Source organism: Blautia sp. AF19-10LB (assembly GCF_003461245.1).
Taxonomy (GTDB): Bacteria; Bacillota; Clostridia; order Lachnospirales; family Lachnospiraceae; genus Blautia_A; species Blautia_A intestinihominis.
The window spans coordinates 52,252-70,028 of record NZ_QTWS01000011.1; the positions used below are offsets into that span (position 1 = coordinate 52,252).

12 protein-coding genes are annotated in these 17,777 nt (G+C 47.1%); all 12 read left to right on the forward strand.

All coding sequences use genetic code 11. The features are described 5' to 3' along the window. The first annotated feature begins 1 nt into the window (after nucleotide 1). The 12 genes from DWX28_RS08085 to DWX28_RS08140 all read left to right on the forward strand — a co-directional run bounded on the left by DWX28_RS08085 (nucleotide 2) and on the right by DWX28_RS08140 (nucleotide 17,765). The gene (locus DWX28_RS08085; protein ID WP_118252392.1) at nucleotides 2–1,702 is read left to right on the forward strand and encodes a serine/threonine protein kinase; all 1,701 of its coding nucleotides are present in this window, start codon (nucleotides 2–4) and stop codon (nucleotides 1,700–1,702) included. An 11-nt stretch (nucleotides 1,703–1,713) separates the two neighbouring features. Next, nucleotides 1,714–3,300 carry a serine/threonine protein kinase gene (locus tag DWX28_RS08090; RefSeq protein ID WP_118252393.1) on the forward strand — a complete coding sequence of 529 codons (1,587 nt, stop codon included), beginning with the start codon at nucleotides 1,714–1,716 and terminating at the stop codon, nucleotides 3,298–3,300. 23 nt (nucleotides 3,301–3,323) lie between these two features. Next, a complete protein-coding gene (locus tag DWX28_RS08095; protein ID WP_118252394.1) occupies nucleotides 3,324–3,812 on the forward strand; it encodes a VWA domain-containing protein in 489 nt (162 codons plus the stop codon). Nucleotides 3,813–3,850: 38 nt separating this feature from the next. Beyond that, on the forward strand, nucleotides 3,851–4,735 hold the full coding sequence (locus DWX28_RS08100) for a hypothetical protein (protein WP_118252395.1): 885 nt from the start codon (nucleotides 3,851–3,853) through the stop codon (nucleotides 4,733–4,735). A 115-nt stretch (nucleotides 4,736–4,850) separates the two neighbouring features. Next, complete coding sequence (locus DWX28_RS08105; RefSeq protein ID WP_118252396.1) at nucleotides 4,851–6,197, forward strand: MATE family efflux transporter; 1,347 nt, start codon at nucleotides 4,851–4,853, stop codon at nucleotides 6,195–6,197. 9 nt (nucleotides 6,198–6,206) lie between these two features. Beyond that, on the forward strand, nucleotides 6,207–8,042 hold the full coding sequence (locus tag DWX28_RS08110; RefSeq protein WP_118252397.1) for an ABC-F family ATP-binding cassette domain-containing protein: 1,836 nt from the start codon (nucleotides 6,207–6,209) through the stop codon (nucleotides 8,040–8,042). A 154-nt stretch (nucleotides 8,043–8,196) separates the two neighbouring features. Continuing rightward, nucleotides 8,197–9,255: a phosphate acyltransferase PlsX gene (gene plsX / locus DWX28_RS08115; protein WP_118252398.1), complete on the forward strand. Its 1,059-nt coding sequence runs from the start codon at nucleotides 8,197–8,199 to the stop codon at nucleotides 9,253–9,255. A gap of 1 nt (nucleotide 9,256) precedes the next feature. Next, nucleotides 9,257–9,946, forward strand: a complete 690-nt coding sequence (gene rnc / locus DWX28_RS08120; RefSeq protein WP_227222598.1) for a ribonuclease III — start codon at nucleotides 9,257–9,259, stop codon at nucleotides 9,944–9,946. A gap of 19 nt (nucleotides 9,947–9,965) precedes the next feature. Continuing rightward, nucleotides 9,966–13,526: a chromosome segregation protein SMC gene (gene smc / locus DWX28_RS08125; RefSeq protein WP_118252400.1), complete on the forward strand. Its 3,561-nt coding sequence runs from the start codon at nucleotides 9,966–9,968 to the stop codon at nucleotides 13,524–13,526. Nucleotides 13,527–13,541: 15 nt separating this feature from the next. Then, nucleotides 13,542–14,495: a signal recognition particle-docking protein FtsY gene (gene ftsY, locus DWX28_RS08130; protein WP_173905703.1), complete on the forward strand. Its 954-nt coding sequence runs from the start codon at nucleotides 13,542–13,544 to the stop codon at nucleotides 14,493–14,495. A gap of 39 nt (nucleotides 14,496–14,534) precedes the next feature. Then, nucleotides 14,535–15,746 (forward strand): threonine ammonia-lyase, encoded by a 1,212-nt coding sequence (gene ilvA, locus DWX28_RS08135; RefSeq protein ID WP_118252402.1) that lies wholly within the window; start codon nucleotides 14,535–14,537, stop codon nucleotides 15,744–15,746. Between the two features lie 105 nt (nucleotides 15,747–15,851). Next, nucleotides 15,852–17,765, forward strand: a complete 1,914-nt coding sequence (locus DWX28_RS08140) for a BMP family ABC transporter substrate-binding protein (RefSeq protein ID WP_118252403.1) — start codon at nucleotides 15,852–15,854, stop codon at nucleotides 17,763–17,765. The last annotated feature ends 12 nt before the right edge of the window (nucleotides 17,766–17,777 follow it).

Sequence of the window (17,777 nt, forward strand, 5' to 3'; positions counted from 1 at the left end):
TATGGAACAAATGTTAAAAAGCCGCTATCTGATCCAGGAACAGATTGGACATGGAGCTTTTGGCGTGATCTATCATGCACTGGATGAAGAGAAGAACCGGGAGATCGCCATAAAAGTCTGGAAAGCAGGAAGCGAGACGGAAGTTTTTTCTCATGCGGACAGCCCGTTTCTAAGAGAAGAACAGATTCCCGGAATTGTAAAAATCTATGACTATTTCGAAAAAGCCGGAATGAATTTTCTGGTCATGGAGTATCTTCCGGGTGGAACTTTGAAACAGAAAGCCGATACGATCCGAAAGGAATATTCATCGGAAGAAATCCTGAAACTGTTTGAACCGGTGCTGGAAGGTCTTGCTTTTCTGCACAGTGAAGGTCTGGTTCACTGTGATATGAGCCCGGACAATCTGATGTTTGATGCGGCGGGAAATCTGAAGCTGATTGATCTTGGTGCCTGCCGGGGAAGGAATATCGTCTGTGAGAAGAAGTTTCTGAAAGAATCCTACAGTGCGCCGGAGCAGTACACCGATCCGGAACAGATCGGACCCTGGAGTGATGTTTATGGAATCTGCGCAGTCCTTTTTGAGATACTGACAGGACAAAAACCGCTCTCTGTAGCAGATCGGCTTCAGAATCAGAAACTCCGGCCGGTCTCGTATTATACGAAGATTGACAGAGCGGCAGAGCAGACGATCCTGAAGGGACTGAATCTGGAAATCCAGCAGAGATATTTCAGCATGGAGCTTTTACTGCACAGTCTGGGACTTCACACAGAAAGAACGGAAATCCTTTCAGGAAGTACTAGGCACTTCTGGGGACAGAAATGGATTCAGATCAGCGGGCTTGGAGCTGCTTATCATACAGGAAAGCAGAAAAAAAGCTTTCGCATAGTAAGACGTATGGGGCTTGGAATTCTCGGAATCCTTCTGCTTGCAGGAGGTTTCCGGGCAGGAGATCAGTGGCTTCAGAATCATGATACGGTACGGTATTTTGAACGAAAAGCAAGGAGAGCAAAAGAACGCGGAGCCGCCAGGGAGGATGAACGTCTGATCTCCAGCCTGGACAAAGACTACGATGCAATTTTGAAAAAGCTCACAGACTATGCACCGGAAATGGGAGATAAACCAGAGAACGGATATATTTCCTGCAAACTTACAGAAGAGCAGATGCGTAAGTGGAAGGTGCCGGATAATCTGGGAAGGAAAATGTATCTGGACAGGGATTCTGTCAGAAAAGTACTGTTTTCCACGATGGGATTCCAGGAGAAAAATATTCAGATAAAAACCGAAAAAGAAACTTACGGATCTGTCAGCCGCAGTGTAGATGGATCTTATGAATTCCTCAGAAATTCTTCTGGCATAAAAGAGTCCTTTCAGGTGGACATTCCAGAGAAAGAAACAGAATCCTATGAAATTTACTATGATCCGGCAGATCAGAGAGTGATCTGTCTGAATGGAAGCATGACAGATCCGGAACATCTTAGGATTTTCCTGGAAACTCTGTTTTCCATCTGCTGTCCGGAAGGCCGTCTGTCATCAGAAGAAATTCAGGATCTGCAGAAACGGATGGAGCAGTCAGAGGAGAGTATGATACTACAGGTCAGCTTTCACAGCTGGCTCAGTCTTTTCGGTATATCTGATGCGAATGGAGAAAATATACGATATTATGTGAAGATCGCTGCGTCAAAGGCAGGACTTTTTTACTGACAGGAAAAAATATGGAAAAAAAGACACAGACAAAAAACATAGGGAATGGCCGCTACCAGCTGGAAAAAACGCTTGGCCGGGGAGGCTTTGGAGTTACCTGGCTGGCAACAGACCAGGAAAACCATCAGAAAGTGGTCATAAAGGAATTATGCCCTCCAGAGGGTGAAAAAAGAGAAAAAGAGATCCGGAATTTTCTACGGGAAGCAAGAATGATGGCTTCGCTGCATTCGGTCAGAGAAATCGTGAAGGTTCTGAATTATTTTGAAGAACAGGGAAATGCCTATATTGTCATGGAATACTTAAGAGTCACCAGTCTGCGGCATTATCTGGAATGTCAGGAAGAACCGCTGTCCTTTGAAAAAGCAAGAGATATGCTTCTTCCGGTCATGAACGGGCTGGAACAGATGCACAGGAAGCATGTCCTGCACAGGGATCTGACGCCGGATAACCTGATGCTCCGGGAGAATGGCAGTCTCTGTATCATAGATTTTGGCTCGGCACGGGAAATTACGGAAGATGACCAGACAAAAACGGTTCTTCTGAAGGAGGGATATGCACCGCTGGAACAGTATGAAGCACACGGAAAGCAAAAAGCATGGACGGATGTCTACAGTCTCTGTGCAGTGCTCTACGAGATGATTACAGGAGCAATTCCGGAATCTGCTCTGGCGCGCAGAGGAAAAGATACACTTTATCCGCCATCTATGTATGGCGCACAGATCACGTCGGAGCAGGAAAAGGTTTTGCTGAAAGGGCTGGCGCTGGATTATCATGAGCGTTATGCGTCAATCCCGGAGCTGAGAAAAGCACTGCTTCAGGAAACAGATGAAAAAGAACCACAGACAGATAACAAGAAAAATTCCGGTACATTTAAAATTGTCATACCACTGCTCCTTCTGACTGTCACTCTGAGCGCATGGGGGATAGAACTCAGCACAGAGAGAAGCGGACAGAAAACGGATTATGCCGGGAATTTTGACAGAGGCTCCGTGGAGGCACAGGAATTCCTGGAACTGATCAGGAAAAACGCAGTTTCTTCGGAAACCGCAGAAGATGGAAAAAGTATGATCTATCATCTGCCGGAAAAAGTGATTCGATCATATGGAAAGCCCTGTAACCGGTACCGGCTGTTAAAAACAAAGAAAGAACTGGATGCGTATCTGACGCAGAATGATTTTTCCTATACAAAAACGGAAAAAGAGACAGAGTGTACTGCAACAGTCAGTGAATATGACCTGATACAGACGGATTTTTACAAAAAAACAGAATATCAGCTGGAAGATTTCTGTATGCTGACCGTGGAAGAAGATCTGAATAATGGAGATATCCTGGATTTTTATATGACCTGTCAGAGGAAGGCAGGAGTCGAGCCGGGGGAAATGGCTTCAAAACTTCTTCTGTTTCTGACAGATGCTTCAGATCCGGAGGGGAAAACAGTAAAGGATCTTACCGCGCGGGATCAGGAGCTTCTGGAACAGGGAAAAACAGAAGGTACGGTCTATATGTATCAGTGGGAAGAGGGACTTTTGATTTTTGATGAGAGTGGGAAGGAGAGCCTGACGGTCCGGATCCTTCCGAGAAAAAGTGTCGGGCTATGATAAAGAAAACGGAGGAAAAGCCTATGGAAAAAGAAGAATATAAAAAGATACCGGAGTTTGTCTGTGTGATCGACCGCAGCAGATCCATGTATGGAAAAGAAAAAGAAATTATAGAAAGTTTTAATGCATGGCTCGCAAGGCAGAAACGAAACAAGAAAGAACTTCTGGTGACGCTGGCGCTCTGCAATGAAGAATGTGAACTGCTTTACAGCAGGATGCCGGTAAAGTATGTGAAGCCGCTGGATTCTTTCACATATTTTACAAAAGGATATACGGCTTATATAGACCGGGTAGAAGAAGTACTGGAACTGCTCTCCGGCTTGATGCCATCCGCAGGAGAAAATCAGAAGGAAGTGAGCCTGTATCTGCTCACAGACGGGCTGGATAATTCCAGCAGCGAGGAAGACAGAGAAGAATTCGAAAAAAAACTGGAAAGTCTGAAAAAACGGGGATGGAAGATCCACATGTCCGGTCATGGAATACAGGAGAGTTTTGAGCGTATTGGCGCTTAAGAATATAGAAAAGAAAATAAGAAAAGGAGATTGTATTTATGAGAAAGAGAAAATTTAAGACAGTAACAGTGGCAGCGCTCGCTGCAATGACACTTACCGGAATGAACGCAGTTCCCTGTTATGCAGGGATCACCCTTCCGTTCATCGGAGAGATTGGCGGTTCCTCTGTGAAAGAGCCGGAACTGGAATCCATGCTCGGAAAAAGTCTCAAAGAAATGGCGGGAAAATTTGACGGGATGTCAGAACCTTACTGGAATATGGGAATGACCAGCTGCTCCAACGGACAGGTGACCCTGATGAGTGCAGACTCCGGCGATGGCGGGGACAGTATTACACAGATCCAGCTGACAGGAAGCGGGAATCCTTACTGCTTAATGGGCGTAGATACAGGAATGTCGTACAGCGATGCGACAGGAAAACTGGGAGAAGAGGGACTTTATCAAGTGTGGGGAAGGCCGGTTCGTTTTGACGAAAATGGAAATTATGTAGCATTAAGCGGGGAAGATCATAATCTGACTGTCACAATGTCGCATATTACACTGGGAAACCACACAGATAAAACAGATGTTTCTCAATATATGGGAGCAGATATGCGGTCTCTTTTTTTCGAAATAGACAATGTAGGAGCAAGGACAGAAGGAGAAGACACAGTGGTCGAAAATGACCAGGTGATGTTTTATGCCAGAGGGCAGGCTGTGGAACTGGGAGATCTTAAAGTATCCAAAATCGTAATCCGGGGAAATAACAGCAACTACTGCATGTACGGCTACCAGCCGGGTGACAGCTGGGAGTCTATGTATCCGGGAATGCAGGAAGGCGGTTCCGGTGAATGGACAGATCCGCAGGGCAATGTCTTTTCGATGTATTCCTCCACAGATCCTTCCAGTCCGCAGATCGAACTGTTGGATCCGTCTTTCTGGTAAAATAATTATTCGTCATGCTGTAAAATGCATTGCTTTTCCAAATTTCCTCTGCTATACTGACAGAGATGAGAAATCGAATTACCTCGAAAGAGGAAGAAACGGGAGAGTCATGTGAATGAATGAGAAGAATCAGATTACAGAAGGTGTGATCTGGAAACAGCTTCTGATTTTCTTTTTTCCGATCGTGATCGGAACATTTTTTCAGCAGATATATAACACGGCCGACAGCATTGTTGTCGGTCGTTTTGTAGGTAAGGAGGCTTTGGCGGCTGTCGGGGGATCGGTCAACCAGATCGTCAATCTGGTTGTGGAAGTTTTTGTGGGACTGACTTCCGGTGCATCGGTGGTCGTTGCGCAGTTTTACGGGGCCAAAGACAAAAAAAACCTCAACAAAACGCTTCATACCTCCTATGCATTTGGTATAGTGACCGGATTTGTGGTCGGTGTGATCGGGTTTACGCTGACAGATACCGTCCTCGGTTTGATGAAGACACCACAGGAACTTATGGCAGATTCCAGAATCTATCTTCATATTTATTTCTGCGGAATGATCTTTAACATCATCTATAATATGGGGGCATCCATTCTCCGTGCAGTGGGAGATTCCAGAAGACCGCTGTACGTTCTGATGATCACCTGTGGACTGAATATTGTCCTTGATATTGTGCTTGTCGTAATCTTCCGGCTGGGAGTTATGGGTGTGGCTCTGGCGACTGTGAGCTGCCAGGGAATCAGCTCCTGCCTGGTAACTATTATGCTGATGAAAGAACATCCGTTATTCCAGCTGAAACTCCGGGAGATCCGTTTTTACAGAGTTTCTCTTCAGTCTGTCCTTCGGATTGGGATTCCGGCGGCACTGGAGGCAACGATGTATACGATCGCGAATCTGATCATCCAGGTATTTGTAAATGCACTAGGAACCGATACGGTTGCTGCATGGGGAACCTTTGCAAAGATCGATGCGGTTTACTGGATGGTTGTAAATGCATTTGGCATTTCCATTACAACCTTCGTCGGACAGAACTACGGAGCAGGTAAAGTAAAAAGAATGCGAAAAAGCGTAGGAGTCTGTCTGGGAATGTCGTATGCCGGTGCTTTTCTTGTGAGCGGGACTCTGTATGCACTGGCAGGTCCGCTTTACAGACTGTTTACCACAGATGAAAATGTTGTGCGGATCGGTGTGGATATGATGCACTTCCTTCTTCCGTCTTATTTTATGTATGTAGTCATCGGAATTCTTTCCGGCGCACTTCGCGGAGCGGGCAGAGTTCTGGTTCCGATGCTGCTTACCTGCGGCGGAGTCTGTCTTATCCGTATTATATGGATGTTCGGTGTATTTCCGGGACATCCGGGAATTAATACGATTATGCTGAGTTATCCCGTATCCTGGGGAATCACGGCAGTTTTGTTTGTTATCTACTATTTCAGAAAGTTTCCAAAAGTAAAAAACGTACAGGAGTGATTGAATAGAATGAATGTTTTGAATCTGGAGCACATCAGTAAAGTTTATGGAGATAAAGTGATCTTTGATGATATTTCCTGCGGAATCCATCAGGGAGACAAGATCGGTATCATCGGAATCAACGGAACAGGAAAAACAACGTTTCTCAGGATTCTTGCCGGTCTGGAAGAAGCAGATGAGGGTCAGGTGATCACACAGAACGGACTTCGTATTACCTATCTTCCTCAGCATCCGGAATTTCCGGAGGGTGCGACGATTCTTTCCTATGTGACACAGGGACAGAAAGACAAGAGCTGGAATCCGGAGACAGAGGCGCATATGATCCTCAATAAACTGGGAATCGAAGACCACGAAGAAGAAATCGACCATCTCTCCGGCGGCCAGAAGAAACGTGTCGCACTGGCAGCTGTTCTGGCAAACCCGACGGATGTCCTGATCCTTGACGAGCCGACCAACCATCTGGACAATGAGATGGCATCCTGGCTGGAGGATTATCTGAACCGTTTCAAGGGCGTTGTGATCATGGTGACACATGACCGTTATTTCCTTGACCGTGTGACAAACAAGATTCTGGAGATCAGCCATGGAAAGATTTACAGCTATGAGGCAAAATATTCCGACTTTCTGGAACTCAAGGCGCAGAGAGAAGAGATGGAGATGGCTTCCGAGCGTAAGAAACAGAGCATTCTCCGTATGGAGATCGAGTGGGCGAAACGTGGCTGCCGTGCAAGAAGCACCAAGCAGAGAGCCCGTCTTGACCGTCTGGAAGCAATGAAGAATTCCACAGCCCCGGTACGTGACAAGAATGTGGAGATTGATTCGGTAGAGACCAGAATGGGCAAAAAAACGATCGAGCTTCATCATATTTCCAAGCGTTTTGGTGACAAAGTCTGCATCAATGATTTTGATTATATCGTACTCAAAAATCAGCGCCTTGGTATCATCGGACCAAATGGCTGCGGAAAGTCCACACTTCTCAAGATCATCGCGGGCATCGTACAGCCGGACAGCGGTGAGGTGGAGATCGGGGATACCATCAAACTGGGATATTTTTCTCAGGAGATCGAGGATATGAACAGCAGCCAGAGAGTGATCGACTACATCAAGGATGTGGCAGAATTTATCCCGACCAGGGACGGACTTATCAGTGCATCGAAACTTCTGGAGCAGTTTCTTTTTGATCCGGCCATGCAGTATGCACCAATCGAGAAGCTTTCCGGTGGAGAGAAGAAACGCCTGTATCTTCTCAAAGTGCTGGCAGCAGCACCAAATGTCCTTCTTCTGGATGAGATCACGAACGATATCGATATTCCTACTCTTACGATCCTGGAGGACTATCTGGATTCGTTTGCCGGAATCGTTATTGCGGTGTCTCATGACCGTTATTTTCTTGATAATCTGGCCGACCGTATTTTTGAATTTGACAGAAATGGAAATCTTACCCAATATGAAGGCGGTTATACCGATTATCTGGAGGCAAAGAAACGCAGCGAGGGAATCGATGTCGAAGAAAGTGGAGCTTCCGGAGCAGTAAAAAATGATTCTGAAGCGCCAAAGACAGAGAAAGATTCTGTGAAGACCTGGAAACAGAACCGTCCGGTCAAACTGAAATTCAGCTACAAAGAACAGCGGGAATATGAGACGATCGATGATGATATTGCGGCTCTGGAGGCCCGTATTGAGAAGCTGGATGCGGATATTATGGCAAATGCGACCAATTCCGGCAAATTAAATGAACTTACACAGGAAAAAACACAGGCAGAAGCACAGCTGGAAGAAAAGATGGACCGCTGGGTATATCTGAATGATCTCGCAGAGCAGATCGAGGCGCAGAATAATAATTAATCAGAAAGAGATAATGAATTGCGCGGTTTTTATTGATTTTCACGGTATTCTTTAGTAAGATAAAGAGATAAATCTTTTTCTGCCGTGAGCAGGAATGATTTTTTCAGAACAGATTTGTAGATTTGACATAAAGAAATAAGCAGGAGGACAGATTATGGCAGAATTAGTAAAAGTAGTTGTAGATGCCATGGGCGGCGACTATGCACCGGTGGAACCTGTGAAAGCTGCTGTAGAGGCAGTAAAAGAACGGGATGATATTCAGGTGATCCTGACAGGTGTGGAAGACGTGGTTCAGGCAGAACTTAAGAAATATCCGGATTATCCGAAAGACAGGATCCAGGTGGTGAATGCCACAGAAGTGATCGAAACCGCAGAGCCTCCTGTATTTGCGATCCGCAAGAAAAAAGACTCTTCGATTGTAGTCGGACTTAAGATGGTCAAAGAAAAGAAAGCCGATGCTTTCGTTTCTTCAGGAAGCACAGGTGCTGTTCTGGTCGGAGGCCAGGTACTTGTCGGACGAAGCAAAGGTGTAGAACGTCCGCCTCTTGCCCCGCTGATCCCGACAGCCAAGGGAGTATCCCTCCTGATCGACTGTGGTGCCAATGTAGACGCAAGACCGTCCCATCTGGTACAGTTTGCCAAGATGGGTTCTATCTATATGGAAAATGTAGTAGGCATCAAGAATCCGCGTGTTGCTATCGTAAATAACGGCGCAGAGGAAGAGAAGGGAAATGCACTGGTCAAAGAAACTTTCCCTCTTCTCAAGGAGATCGAAGGCATCAACTTCATCGGAAGCATTGAGGCAAGAGATATTCCGGCAGGTTATGCAGATGTCATCGTCTGCGAGGCTTTTGTCGGAAATGTCATCCTCAAATTGTATGAAGGTGTCAGCTCCGAGCTGATCCACAAGATAAAAGAAGGAATGATGAGCACCTTAAAGAGCAAGATCGGTGCGCTCCTCGTGAAACCGGCACTGAAACAGACACTCAAGAGCTTTGACGCGACAGAGTACGGCGGAGCACCGCTTCTGGGTCTCAAAGGACTTGTAGTCAAGACACATGGAAGTGCGAAATCAGTCGAGATCCGCAATGCGATCTTCCAGTGTGTGCAGTTTAAACAGCAGAAAATAAATGAAAAAATCGCCGAGCGTATTCTTCCGCCTCATTATGAAGCCCCAGAAACACCGGCAGCAGAAAAAGAAGGACAGAAATAATATGGAAGAATTGGAACAGATCATAGGATATACTTTTCAGAATAAGAAACTTTTGAAACAGGCACTGACACACAGCTCCTATGCCAACGAGAAAAAGCTTGGCAAACTTGGGTGTAATGAACGTCTGGAATTCCTGGGCGATGCGGTACTGGAACTTGTCAGCAGTGATTTCCTGTATGCACGTTTTCCGCAGATCCCGGAGGGAGAACTCACCAAAAAGAGAGCCAGCCTTGTGTGCGAGCCGAGCCTTGCCTACTGTGCGAGACAGTTCGGACTCCCGAAATTCCTTCTCCTTGGACGTGGAGAGAACATGACCGGAGGACGAAACAGAGATTCTATCGTATCCGATGCGACCGAGGCACTCCTTGGCGCGATTTACCTTGACGGCGGATTTGAGCCGGCGAGAGAGTTTGTGCTGAATTTTATCCTGAATGATATCGAGAGCAAGCAGCTTTTCTATGACAGCAAGACGATCTTACAGGAGATCGTTCAGGAGAAAGGACTCCAGCCGGTAGAGTATATTCTCACAGAGGAAAAAGGTCCGGATCATGACAAGCAGTTCAGCGTAGAAGTAAGAGTAAACGGTGAAGTGTACGGATGTGGCACCGGCCACACCAAAAAAGCCGCAGAGCAGGCGGCAGCTTACCAGGCGATCCAGGAGAAAAAGCTGGAAGCTGTAAGCGTCAAATGAAATAAATTGCAGGTGAACTATGTATTTAAAAAATATTGAAGTATATGGCTTCAAATCGTTTGCCCAGAAGATCAATTTTGAATTCCACAACGGGATCACCGGTATCGTCGGACCGAACGGAAGTGGAAAGAGCAATGTCGGCGATGCCGTCCGCTGGGTTCTCGGAGAACAGAGCGCGAAGCAGCTTCGAGGCGGCAATATGCAGGATGTCATTTTTTCCGGTACAGAGTCCAGAAAGCCCTTAAGTTTCGCATCGGTGGCGATCACACTGGATAACAGCGACCACAAGCTTCCAGTGGATTTTAATGAAGTGACTGTCGCGAGACGGCTGTACCGTTCCGGGGAAAGTGAGTATCTGATCAATGGCAGCAGTTGTCGCCTGAAGGATATCCAGGAGATGTTTTATGACACCGGTATCGGTAAGGAAGGCTACTCCATCATCGGACAGGGACAGATCGACAAGATCTTAAGCGGCAAGCCAGAGGACCGCAGGGAGCTTTTTGACGAGGCAGCGGGAATCGTAAAATTCAAACGAAGAAAAAATACCACGATCAAGAAGCTGGAAGAAGAACGCCAGAATCTTGTCCGTGTGACAGATATCTTGAGCGAGCTGACCAAACAGCTCGGTCCATTGGAGAAACAGTCCGAGACAGCAAGGATCTATCTTGCCAAGCGGGAGGAACTTAAGACACTGGATGTCAATCTTTTCCTTCTGGAATACGAGCAGAGCGTTCAGAATCTGGAAGAACTGGAGCAGAAACTTTCGAATGCCCAGAGAGAACTTGACGAAGCCCAGAAAGCCTATGACCGCACCAAAACAGAATACGAACGTCTGGAAGAAGAACTGGAAACGCTGAATGAGCGTCTGGATTCTCTTAAAGAGGAACAGCAGCAGAATGCCCTTGGAAAGCAGCAGTTTGAAGGTCAGATGCAGGTCCTCGAGGAGCAGATCCTTGCGGGCAGACAGAGCAGTGAACATTTCAAATCCCGACTGGCAACGCTCAAGGAAGAACTTGCACATCGCCGGGAAGAGCAGGAAAACTTAAGCGAAGAGAAACTGACGATTCACGAAAAGTTAAAAGAGATCCGAAAGAATCTCAAGGAGGAAGAGAAAGAACTCGAAAATATTGCTTCCAATGTAGAAGAATGCACCAGTGCGGTGGAGGACGGCAAGAATGAGATCATCGAGATCCTCAACAGCCGTGCCACGACCAAGGGAAAAGCGCAGCGATTTGATGCGATGATCGAGCAGCTCGATATCCGTAAGGCAGAAGTAAGCCAGAGGATTCTTCGCTTAAAGAGCGAGGAAGAAGTCCTCGAAAATGATCGCAGCCGTTATCAGCAAGCTTATGACGAGATCACAGCTTCGATCCAGGAAGGCAATGAGGAATGTACCCATTTAAGTGGAGAAGTACAGAAACTTCAGACGAAACTGCAGGAACAGAGCAGGGAGATAGAGGCAGGACAGACCGCCTACCACAGAGAGGCATCCCGTCTGGAATCCCTGCGGAATATCACAGAGCGTTATGACGGTTATGGCAACAGTATCCGGAGGGTCATGGAACAGAAGGCAAAAGAACCGGGTATCCGGGGCGTTGTCGCAGATATCGTCCATGTGCAGAAGGATTACGAAGTTGCGATCGAGACAGCACTTGGCGGAAGCATCCAGAATATCGTAACGGACAATGAACAGACGGCGAAGCGGATGATAGGTTTCCTGAAGCAGAACCGTTATGGCCGTGCGACCTTCCTTCCACTGTCGAATATCAGCGGAAGAGGCGGCTTTACACAAAGAGATGCGCTGAAGGAACCGGGAGTGATCGGAACGGCGAACACACTGGTCCAGGCAGATGCAGAATACAGTGAACTGGTACAGTATCTTCTCGGCAGGGTTCTGGTGGTGGACAATATCGACCATGCGATCGCGATCGGCAAGAAATACCGCCACAGTCTCCGAATGGTCACGATCGAAGGTGAATCCTTAAGCCCGGGCGGTTCCATGACCGGTGGTGCGTTCCGTAACAACAGCAATCTCCTCGGCCGCCGCCGTGAGATAGAGGAGCTGGAAAAAAACGTCGCACTTCGTAAGAAAGAACTGGAAACGACCCAGCGATCGATCCTTAAAAACCGTGAACAGCGAAATAAACTCCGTGACACGATAAACGAACTCCAGCAGAAGCTCCGTGGACAGTACATCGAGCAGAATACCGCGAAGATGAACCTCGAACAGCTTCAGGAAAAGGCACAGGAGATCCAGAAAAATTACCGTCAGATCGACCGCGATCAGGATGAGCTGAGACATCAGGCATCGGAGATCCGTGAGGATCATAAGAATATTGCAAAAGAGCTCGAAGATTCCCAGAAAGACGAGAAAGAGCTGGAAACCTTTATCGAGACGAAGCAGGCCGAGCTGGATGAATGGAAAGCAGAAGAGACTGCCAAACAGAAGAAACTGGAGCAGATTCGTCTGGATTCTTCCGCGCTGGAACAGCAGGAACATTTCCTTCAGGAAAACTTAAGCCGACTGCAGTCAGAGATCGAGGCTTTTGAAAGGGAATCCGAGGACCTGCTTACCAGTCTCGCCCAGAGCGGAGATGAGATCACCCGAAAAGAAGGCGGCATCCAGGACCTCAAAAAAGCGATCGAAGACTGCCGCAAAAAAGACGAACAGCTTCTTGTACAGAGACAAAAATGCGAGGCAGAGAAGGAAGAGAGAACCGAAAGCCACAAGGCATTTTTTGAAAAAAGAGACCGTCTTTCTGAGAAAACCACACTTCTGGACAAAGAATGTTTCCGTCTGCGCAGTCAGGCAGAAAAGGTCGAAGAACAGCGGGAAGGACGGATCTCCTACATGTGGGAAGAGTATGAGATCACTCCAAATAACGCGCTTTCTTACAAAAAAGAAGAGCTCGATGATTTTCAGGAGATCAAAAAAGACGTTACCCGCATCAAAGAGGAGATCCGCAGGCTCGGTTCCGTCAACGTCAATGCGATCGAAGATTACAAAGAACTTCTCGAACGTCACACTTTCCTGACGACCCAGTATACGGATCTTGTCAAGGCAGAGGAGACACTGGAGAATATCATCCAGGAACTGGATGAGGGAATGCGGAAGCAGTTTGCCGAGAAATTCCAGGATATCCAGAGGGAATTTGACAAGGCATTTAAGGAACTGTTCGGTGGAGGAAAGGGAACGCTGGAACTGGCAGAGGGAGAAGATATCCTCGAAGCCGGTATCCGGATCATCTCACAGCCGCCGGGCAAAAAACTTCAGAATATGATGCAGCTTTCCGGTGGAGAGAAAGCTCTGACCGCGATCGCGCTTCTGTTTGCGATCCAGAACCTGAAACCGTCCCCGTTCTGTCTTCTCGATGAGATCGAGGCGGCACTGGATGACTCCAACGTTGGACGCTTCGCATCTTATCTTCAGAAGTTGACGAAAAATACACAATTTATTATAATAACACATAGACGCGGCACGATGAATGCCGCAGACCGGTTATATGGTATCACCATGCAGGAGAAGGGCATATCCACCCTGGTTTCCGTAGACCTGGTCGAGAACCAGTTAACCAGATAACGAGGAGGTATGAAAATGGCTGAAGAAAAAAAAGGATTTTTTAAACGTCTGGTCAGCGGCCTTACCAAAACAAGAGACAATATCGTTGCCGGATTTGATTCGATTTTCAGTGGTTATTCCAGCATTGATGAGGATTTTTATGAGGAACTCGAAGAAATCCTTATCATGGGAGATATCGGGATCAACGCAACATCAGCAATCATAGAGAAACTGAAAGAACAGGTTTCCGAACAGCATATCAAGAACCCGGCAGAGTGCAAGCAGCTTTTGATCGACGGGATCAAAGAGCAGATGCGTGTTGACAGTACAGAATACGCATTCGAAAACCAGAAATCTGTGATCCTTGTGATCGGTGTCAACGGAGTAGGAAAGACAACTTCTGTTGGTAAACTTGCCGGCAAACTCAAAGATCAGGGAAAGAAAGTCATCCTTGCAGCAGCAGATACCTTCCGTGCGGCAGCAGGTGAGCAGCTTGCACAGTGGGCAAACCGTGCAGGTGTCGACCTTATCGGCGGACAGGCAGGAGCAGACCCGGCATCTATCGTATATGATGCGGTGGCAGCAGCCAAGGCAAGAAATGCAGATGTCCTGATCTGTGACACCGCAGGAAGACTTCACAATAAGAAAAACCTTATGGAAGAACTCCGCAAGATCTACAGGATCCTTGAGAGAGAATATCCGGAGGCATATCTGGAAACGCTGGTCGTTCTCGACGGAACAACAGGACAGAATGCCTTGGCACAGGCAAAGCAGTTTGCAGAAGTTGCCAACGTAAACGGAATCATCCTTACCAAACTGGATGGCACAGCAAAAGGTGGTATTGCAGTGGCGATCCAGTCAGAGCTTGATATTCCGGTCAAATACATCGGTGTCGGCGAGCAGATCGATGACCTGCAGAAATTCGATGCAGATGTGTTTGTCAATGCACTGTTTGACGTAGACGAGAAAGATCTTGATACAGAAGAATAAATAAACTGTTCACAGAAACAGAACGAGGAGGAGCAAAAGATGCTTACATTAGAGAGCTTTGAAGAGGCAGCAGAGATCGTAAAACAGGTAACACAGGAAACAAAGCTGATCAAGAGTGCATATTTTTCAGAACTGACAGGAAACAAGGTTTTCCTGAAACCGGAGAACATGCAGCGTACCGGCGCATACAAAGTGCGTGGCGCATACTACAAGATCAGCACACTTTCCGAAGAAGAGAGAGCGAAGGGACTGATCGCTGCATCCGCAGGAAACCATGCACAGGGTGTTGCTTATGCAGCACATAAATTCGGTGCAAAGGCAGTCATCGTTATGCCGACTACCACACCGCTTATCAAAGTAGAGCGTACCAAGAGCTACGGCGCAGAAGTCATCCTCAAAGGGGATGTTTACGACGAAGCCTGTGCTTACGCGCTGGAACTGGCAGAAAAAGAAGGATACACTTTCATCCATCCATTCGATGATCCGGCTGTTGCAACAGGACAGGGAACCATCGCCATGGAGATCGTTCAGGAGCTGCCGCTGGTAGATTATATCCTGGTTCCAATTGGAGGAGGCGGACTGGCAACAGGTGTTTCCACTCTTGCCAAGCTTCTGAACCCGCACATCAAAGTCATCGGTGTAGAGCCATCCGGAGCTGCCTGCATGAAAGCTTCCATTGAGAAAGGCGAAGTTGTCACTCTTCCTCATGTAAATACCATTGCAGATGGTACTGCAGTACAGACACCGGGCGAGCACATCTTCTCGTACATCCAGGAGAATCTGGATGACATCATCACGATCGACGATGATGAGCTGATCGTTGCTTTCCTTGATATGGTAGAAAACCACAAGATGATCGTTGAGAACTCTGGACTTCTGACAGTTGCAGCACTCCGTCATCTGAACTTCACTGGCAAGAAAGTCGTATCCATCTTAAGTGGTGGAAATATGGACGTGATCACCATGTCTTCTGTTGTTCAGCATGGTCTGATCCAGAGAGACAGAATCTTTACTGTTTCTGTCCTGATCCCGGACAAGCCGGGTGAACTGGTACGTGTTGCATCCATCATTGCAGAAAACCAGGGCAACGTCATCAAACTGGATCACAATCAGTTTATCAGCACCAACCGTAACGAGGCAGTGGAACTTAAGGTAACACTGGAAGCATACGGAACAGAGCACAAGAATAAGATCGTTCAGGCTCTGGAAAAAGCAGGATGCAGACCGAAAGTGATTCGCGCAAGTCTGTAAAGTATAAGAAATTCTGATAAAAGAAAAGCAGGGGATTCAGACCGGGGAGGTCCGGATCCCCTTTTGGCCAAATAGAATAACCACTTAAAAAGGGGGTAATTTTTTATGACATATGTATCAGAAGATTATATAAAAGCATATAAAATGGGCAAAAAAGATTATCAGGCAAGGATGATGCGAGGCGAAGTCCCGACGCTTAAAGTCCTTGATGATATCCTCCCGTCCAGAGGTTCTTATTCTGAAGTTCCGCTGGGACTTGTCCAGATCCCGATCGATCAGATCGTAGGAACAAAGAGCGGCGGCAGAAGCAGTGCGTTTTCCGGAAATTTCATGCCGATCCTCAGGGAAAACACGGAGTTTGCCTACAAATGGAGTGTACTGATCGACAGTCACCTCAAAGAAGGAATCCATGACCCGGTCAAAGCTTATGAGTACATGAATAAGTTCTATATCGAAGAGGGAAACAAGCGTGTCAGCGTCCTGAAATACTGTGATGCTGTCTCTGTTCCTGGAAACGTGACAAGGATCCTTCCTGCAAGGACTGACCAGAAGGAAAACAAGATCTACTATGAATTTGTGGATTTTTATGCGCTTTCTCAGATCAATTATATTTATTTTTCCAAACTGGGAAGTTTTGCGAAGCTGCAGGAAGCAGTAGGAAAAGGCCCGAAGGAACTCTGGACGGACGATGACAAGCTGAATTTCAGTTCTGTATATTCCAGGTTTGCAGCAGAATATGAGGCTGCCGGCGGTAAGAAGCTTTCGATCACGACGGGGGATGCATTCCTGGCATTTCTAACAGTTTATGGTTATGAAGCGCTCTGCCAGAAGACAGTAAGCGAACTCAAGACCCTGGTCGCAAAGAGCTGGGAAGAGTTTGAACTTCTCGAACATGACAATGTCATTGACCTGAAACTTGACCCGAACAAGGAGAAAAAGCCTCTGCTCAACCGCCTGCTTCCACTCAGTGCACCGAAACTTAAGATCGCTTTTCTCTATGCAAAGACACCGGGAACTTCCGCATGGACTTATGCACATGAACTGGGAAGGCTTCATCTGGAGCAGACTTTCCCAGAGGAAGTTACGACCATGTGCTATGAGAATCTGACACCGGAACTTGCAGAAAAAGCGATCTCCGATGCGATCCAGAAGGGCTGCAATATCATTTTCACAACGACACCGGAGTTTGTACAGGCAAGTGTGCAGGCCGCGATCGCCAATCCGAATGTAAGGATCCTGAACTGTTCGCTGAACACTTCCCACCGTTACATCCGTACCTATTATGCGCGTATGCATGAAGCGAAATTCCTGATGGGAGCGATCGCCGGTGCGATGGCGGAGAATGGCCAGCTTGCGTACATTGCAGATTATCCGATCTTTGGAACGATCGCAAATATCAATGCCTTTGCCCTGGGCGCCAAGATGGTGAACCCGAGAGCAAAGATCTATCTGGAATGGTCCACGCTTAAGGATGTTGACCTGGGACGTACAATGGAAAATGTGCAGAAAAAGGGTGTGACTGTCGTTTCCGGTAAAGATATGGTGATCCCGGAAGAGACTTCCAGATATTTTGGACTTTATCATCTGGAAAACGGCGAGCCGCACAATATCGCCATGCCTCTGTGGCACTGGGGTAAATTTTATGAGCAGCTGATCCGCACGATCATGGATGGAACCTGGAAATATGACGATAATTATGAAACAAAAGCGATCAACTACTGGTGGGGACTTTCTGCTGGCGTTGTAGATGTCATCCACTCCCAGAATCTGCCGATCGGAACGAGACGTCTGATCCAGCTTCTCAAAGACAATATCACAAGGGGAGAATTCAATCCGTTCTCGGGAGTTCTGTACTCTCAGGATGGAATGGTACAGTCAGATCCGAACAAGGCTCTTTCGCCGGAAGAGATCATCACCATGGACTGGCTGGCAGAAAACGTTGTCGGCTCGATCCCGACACGCAAAGAATTAACAGATCAGGCCAAACCGGTTACACAGCAGTCTGGCCTTGAGAATTAGAGGGGAAACGCA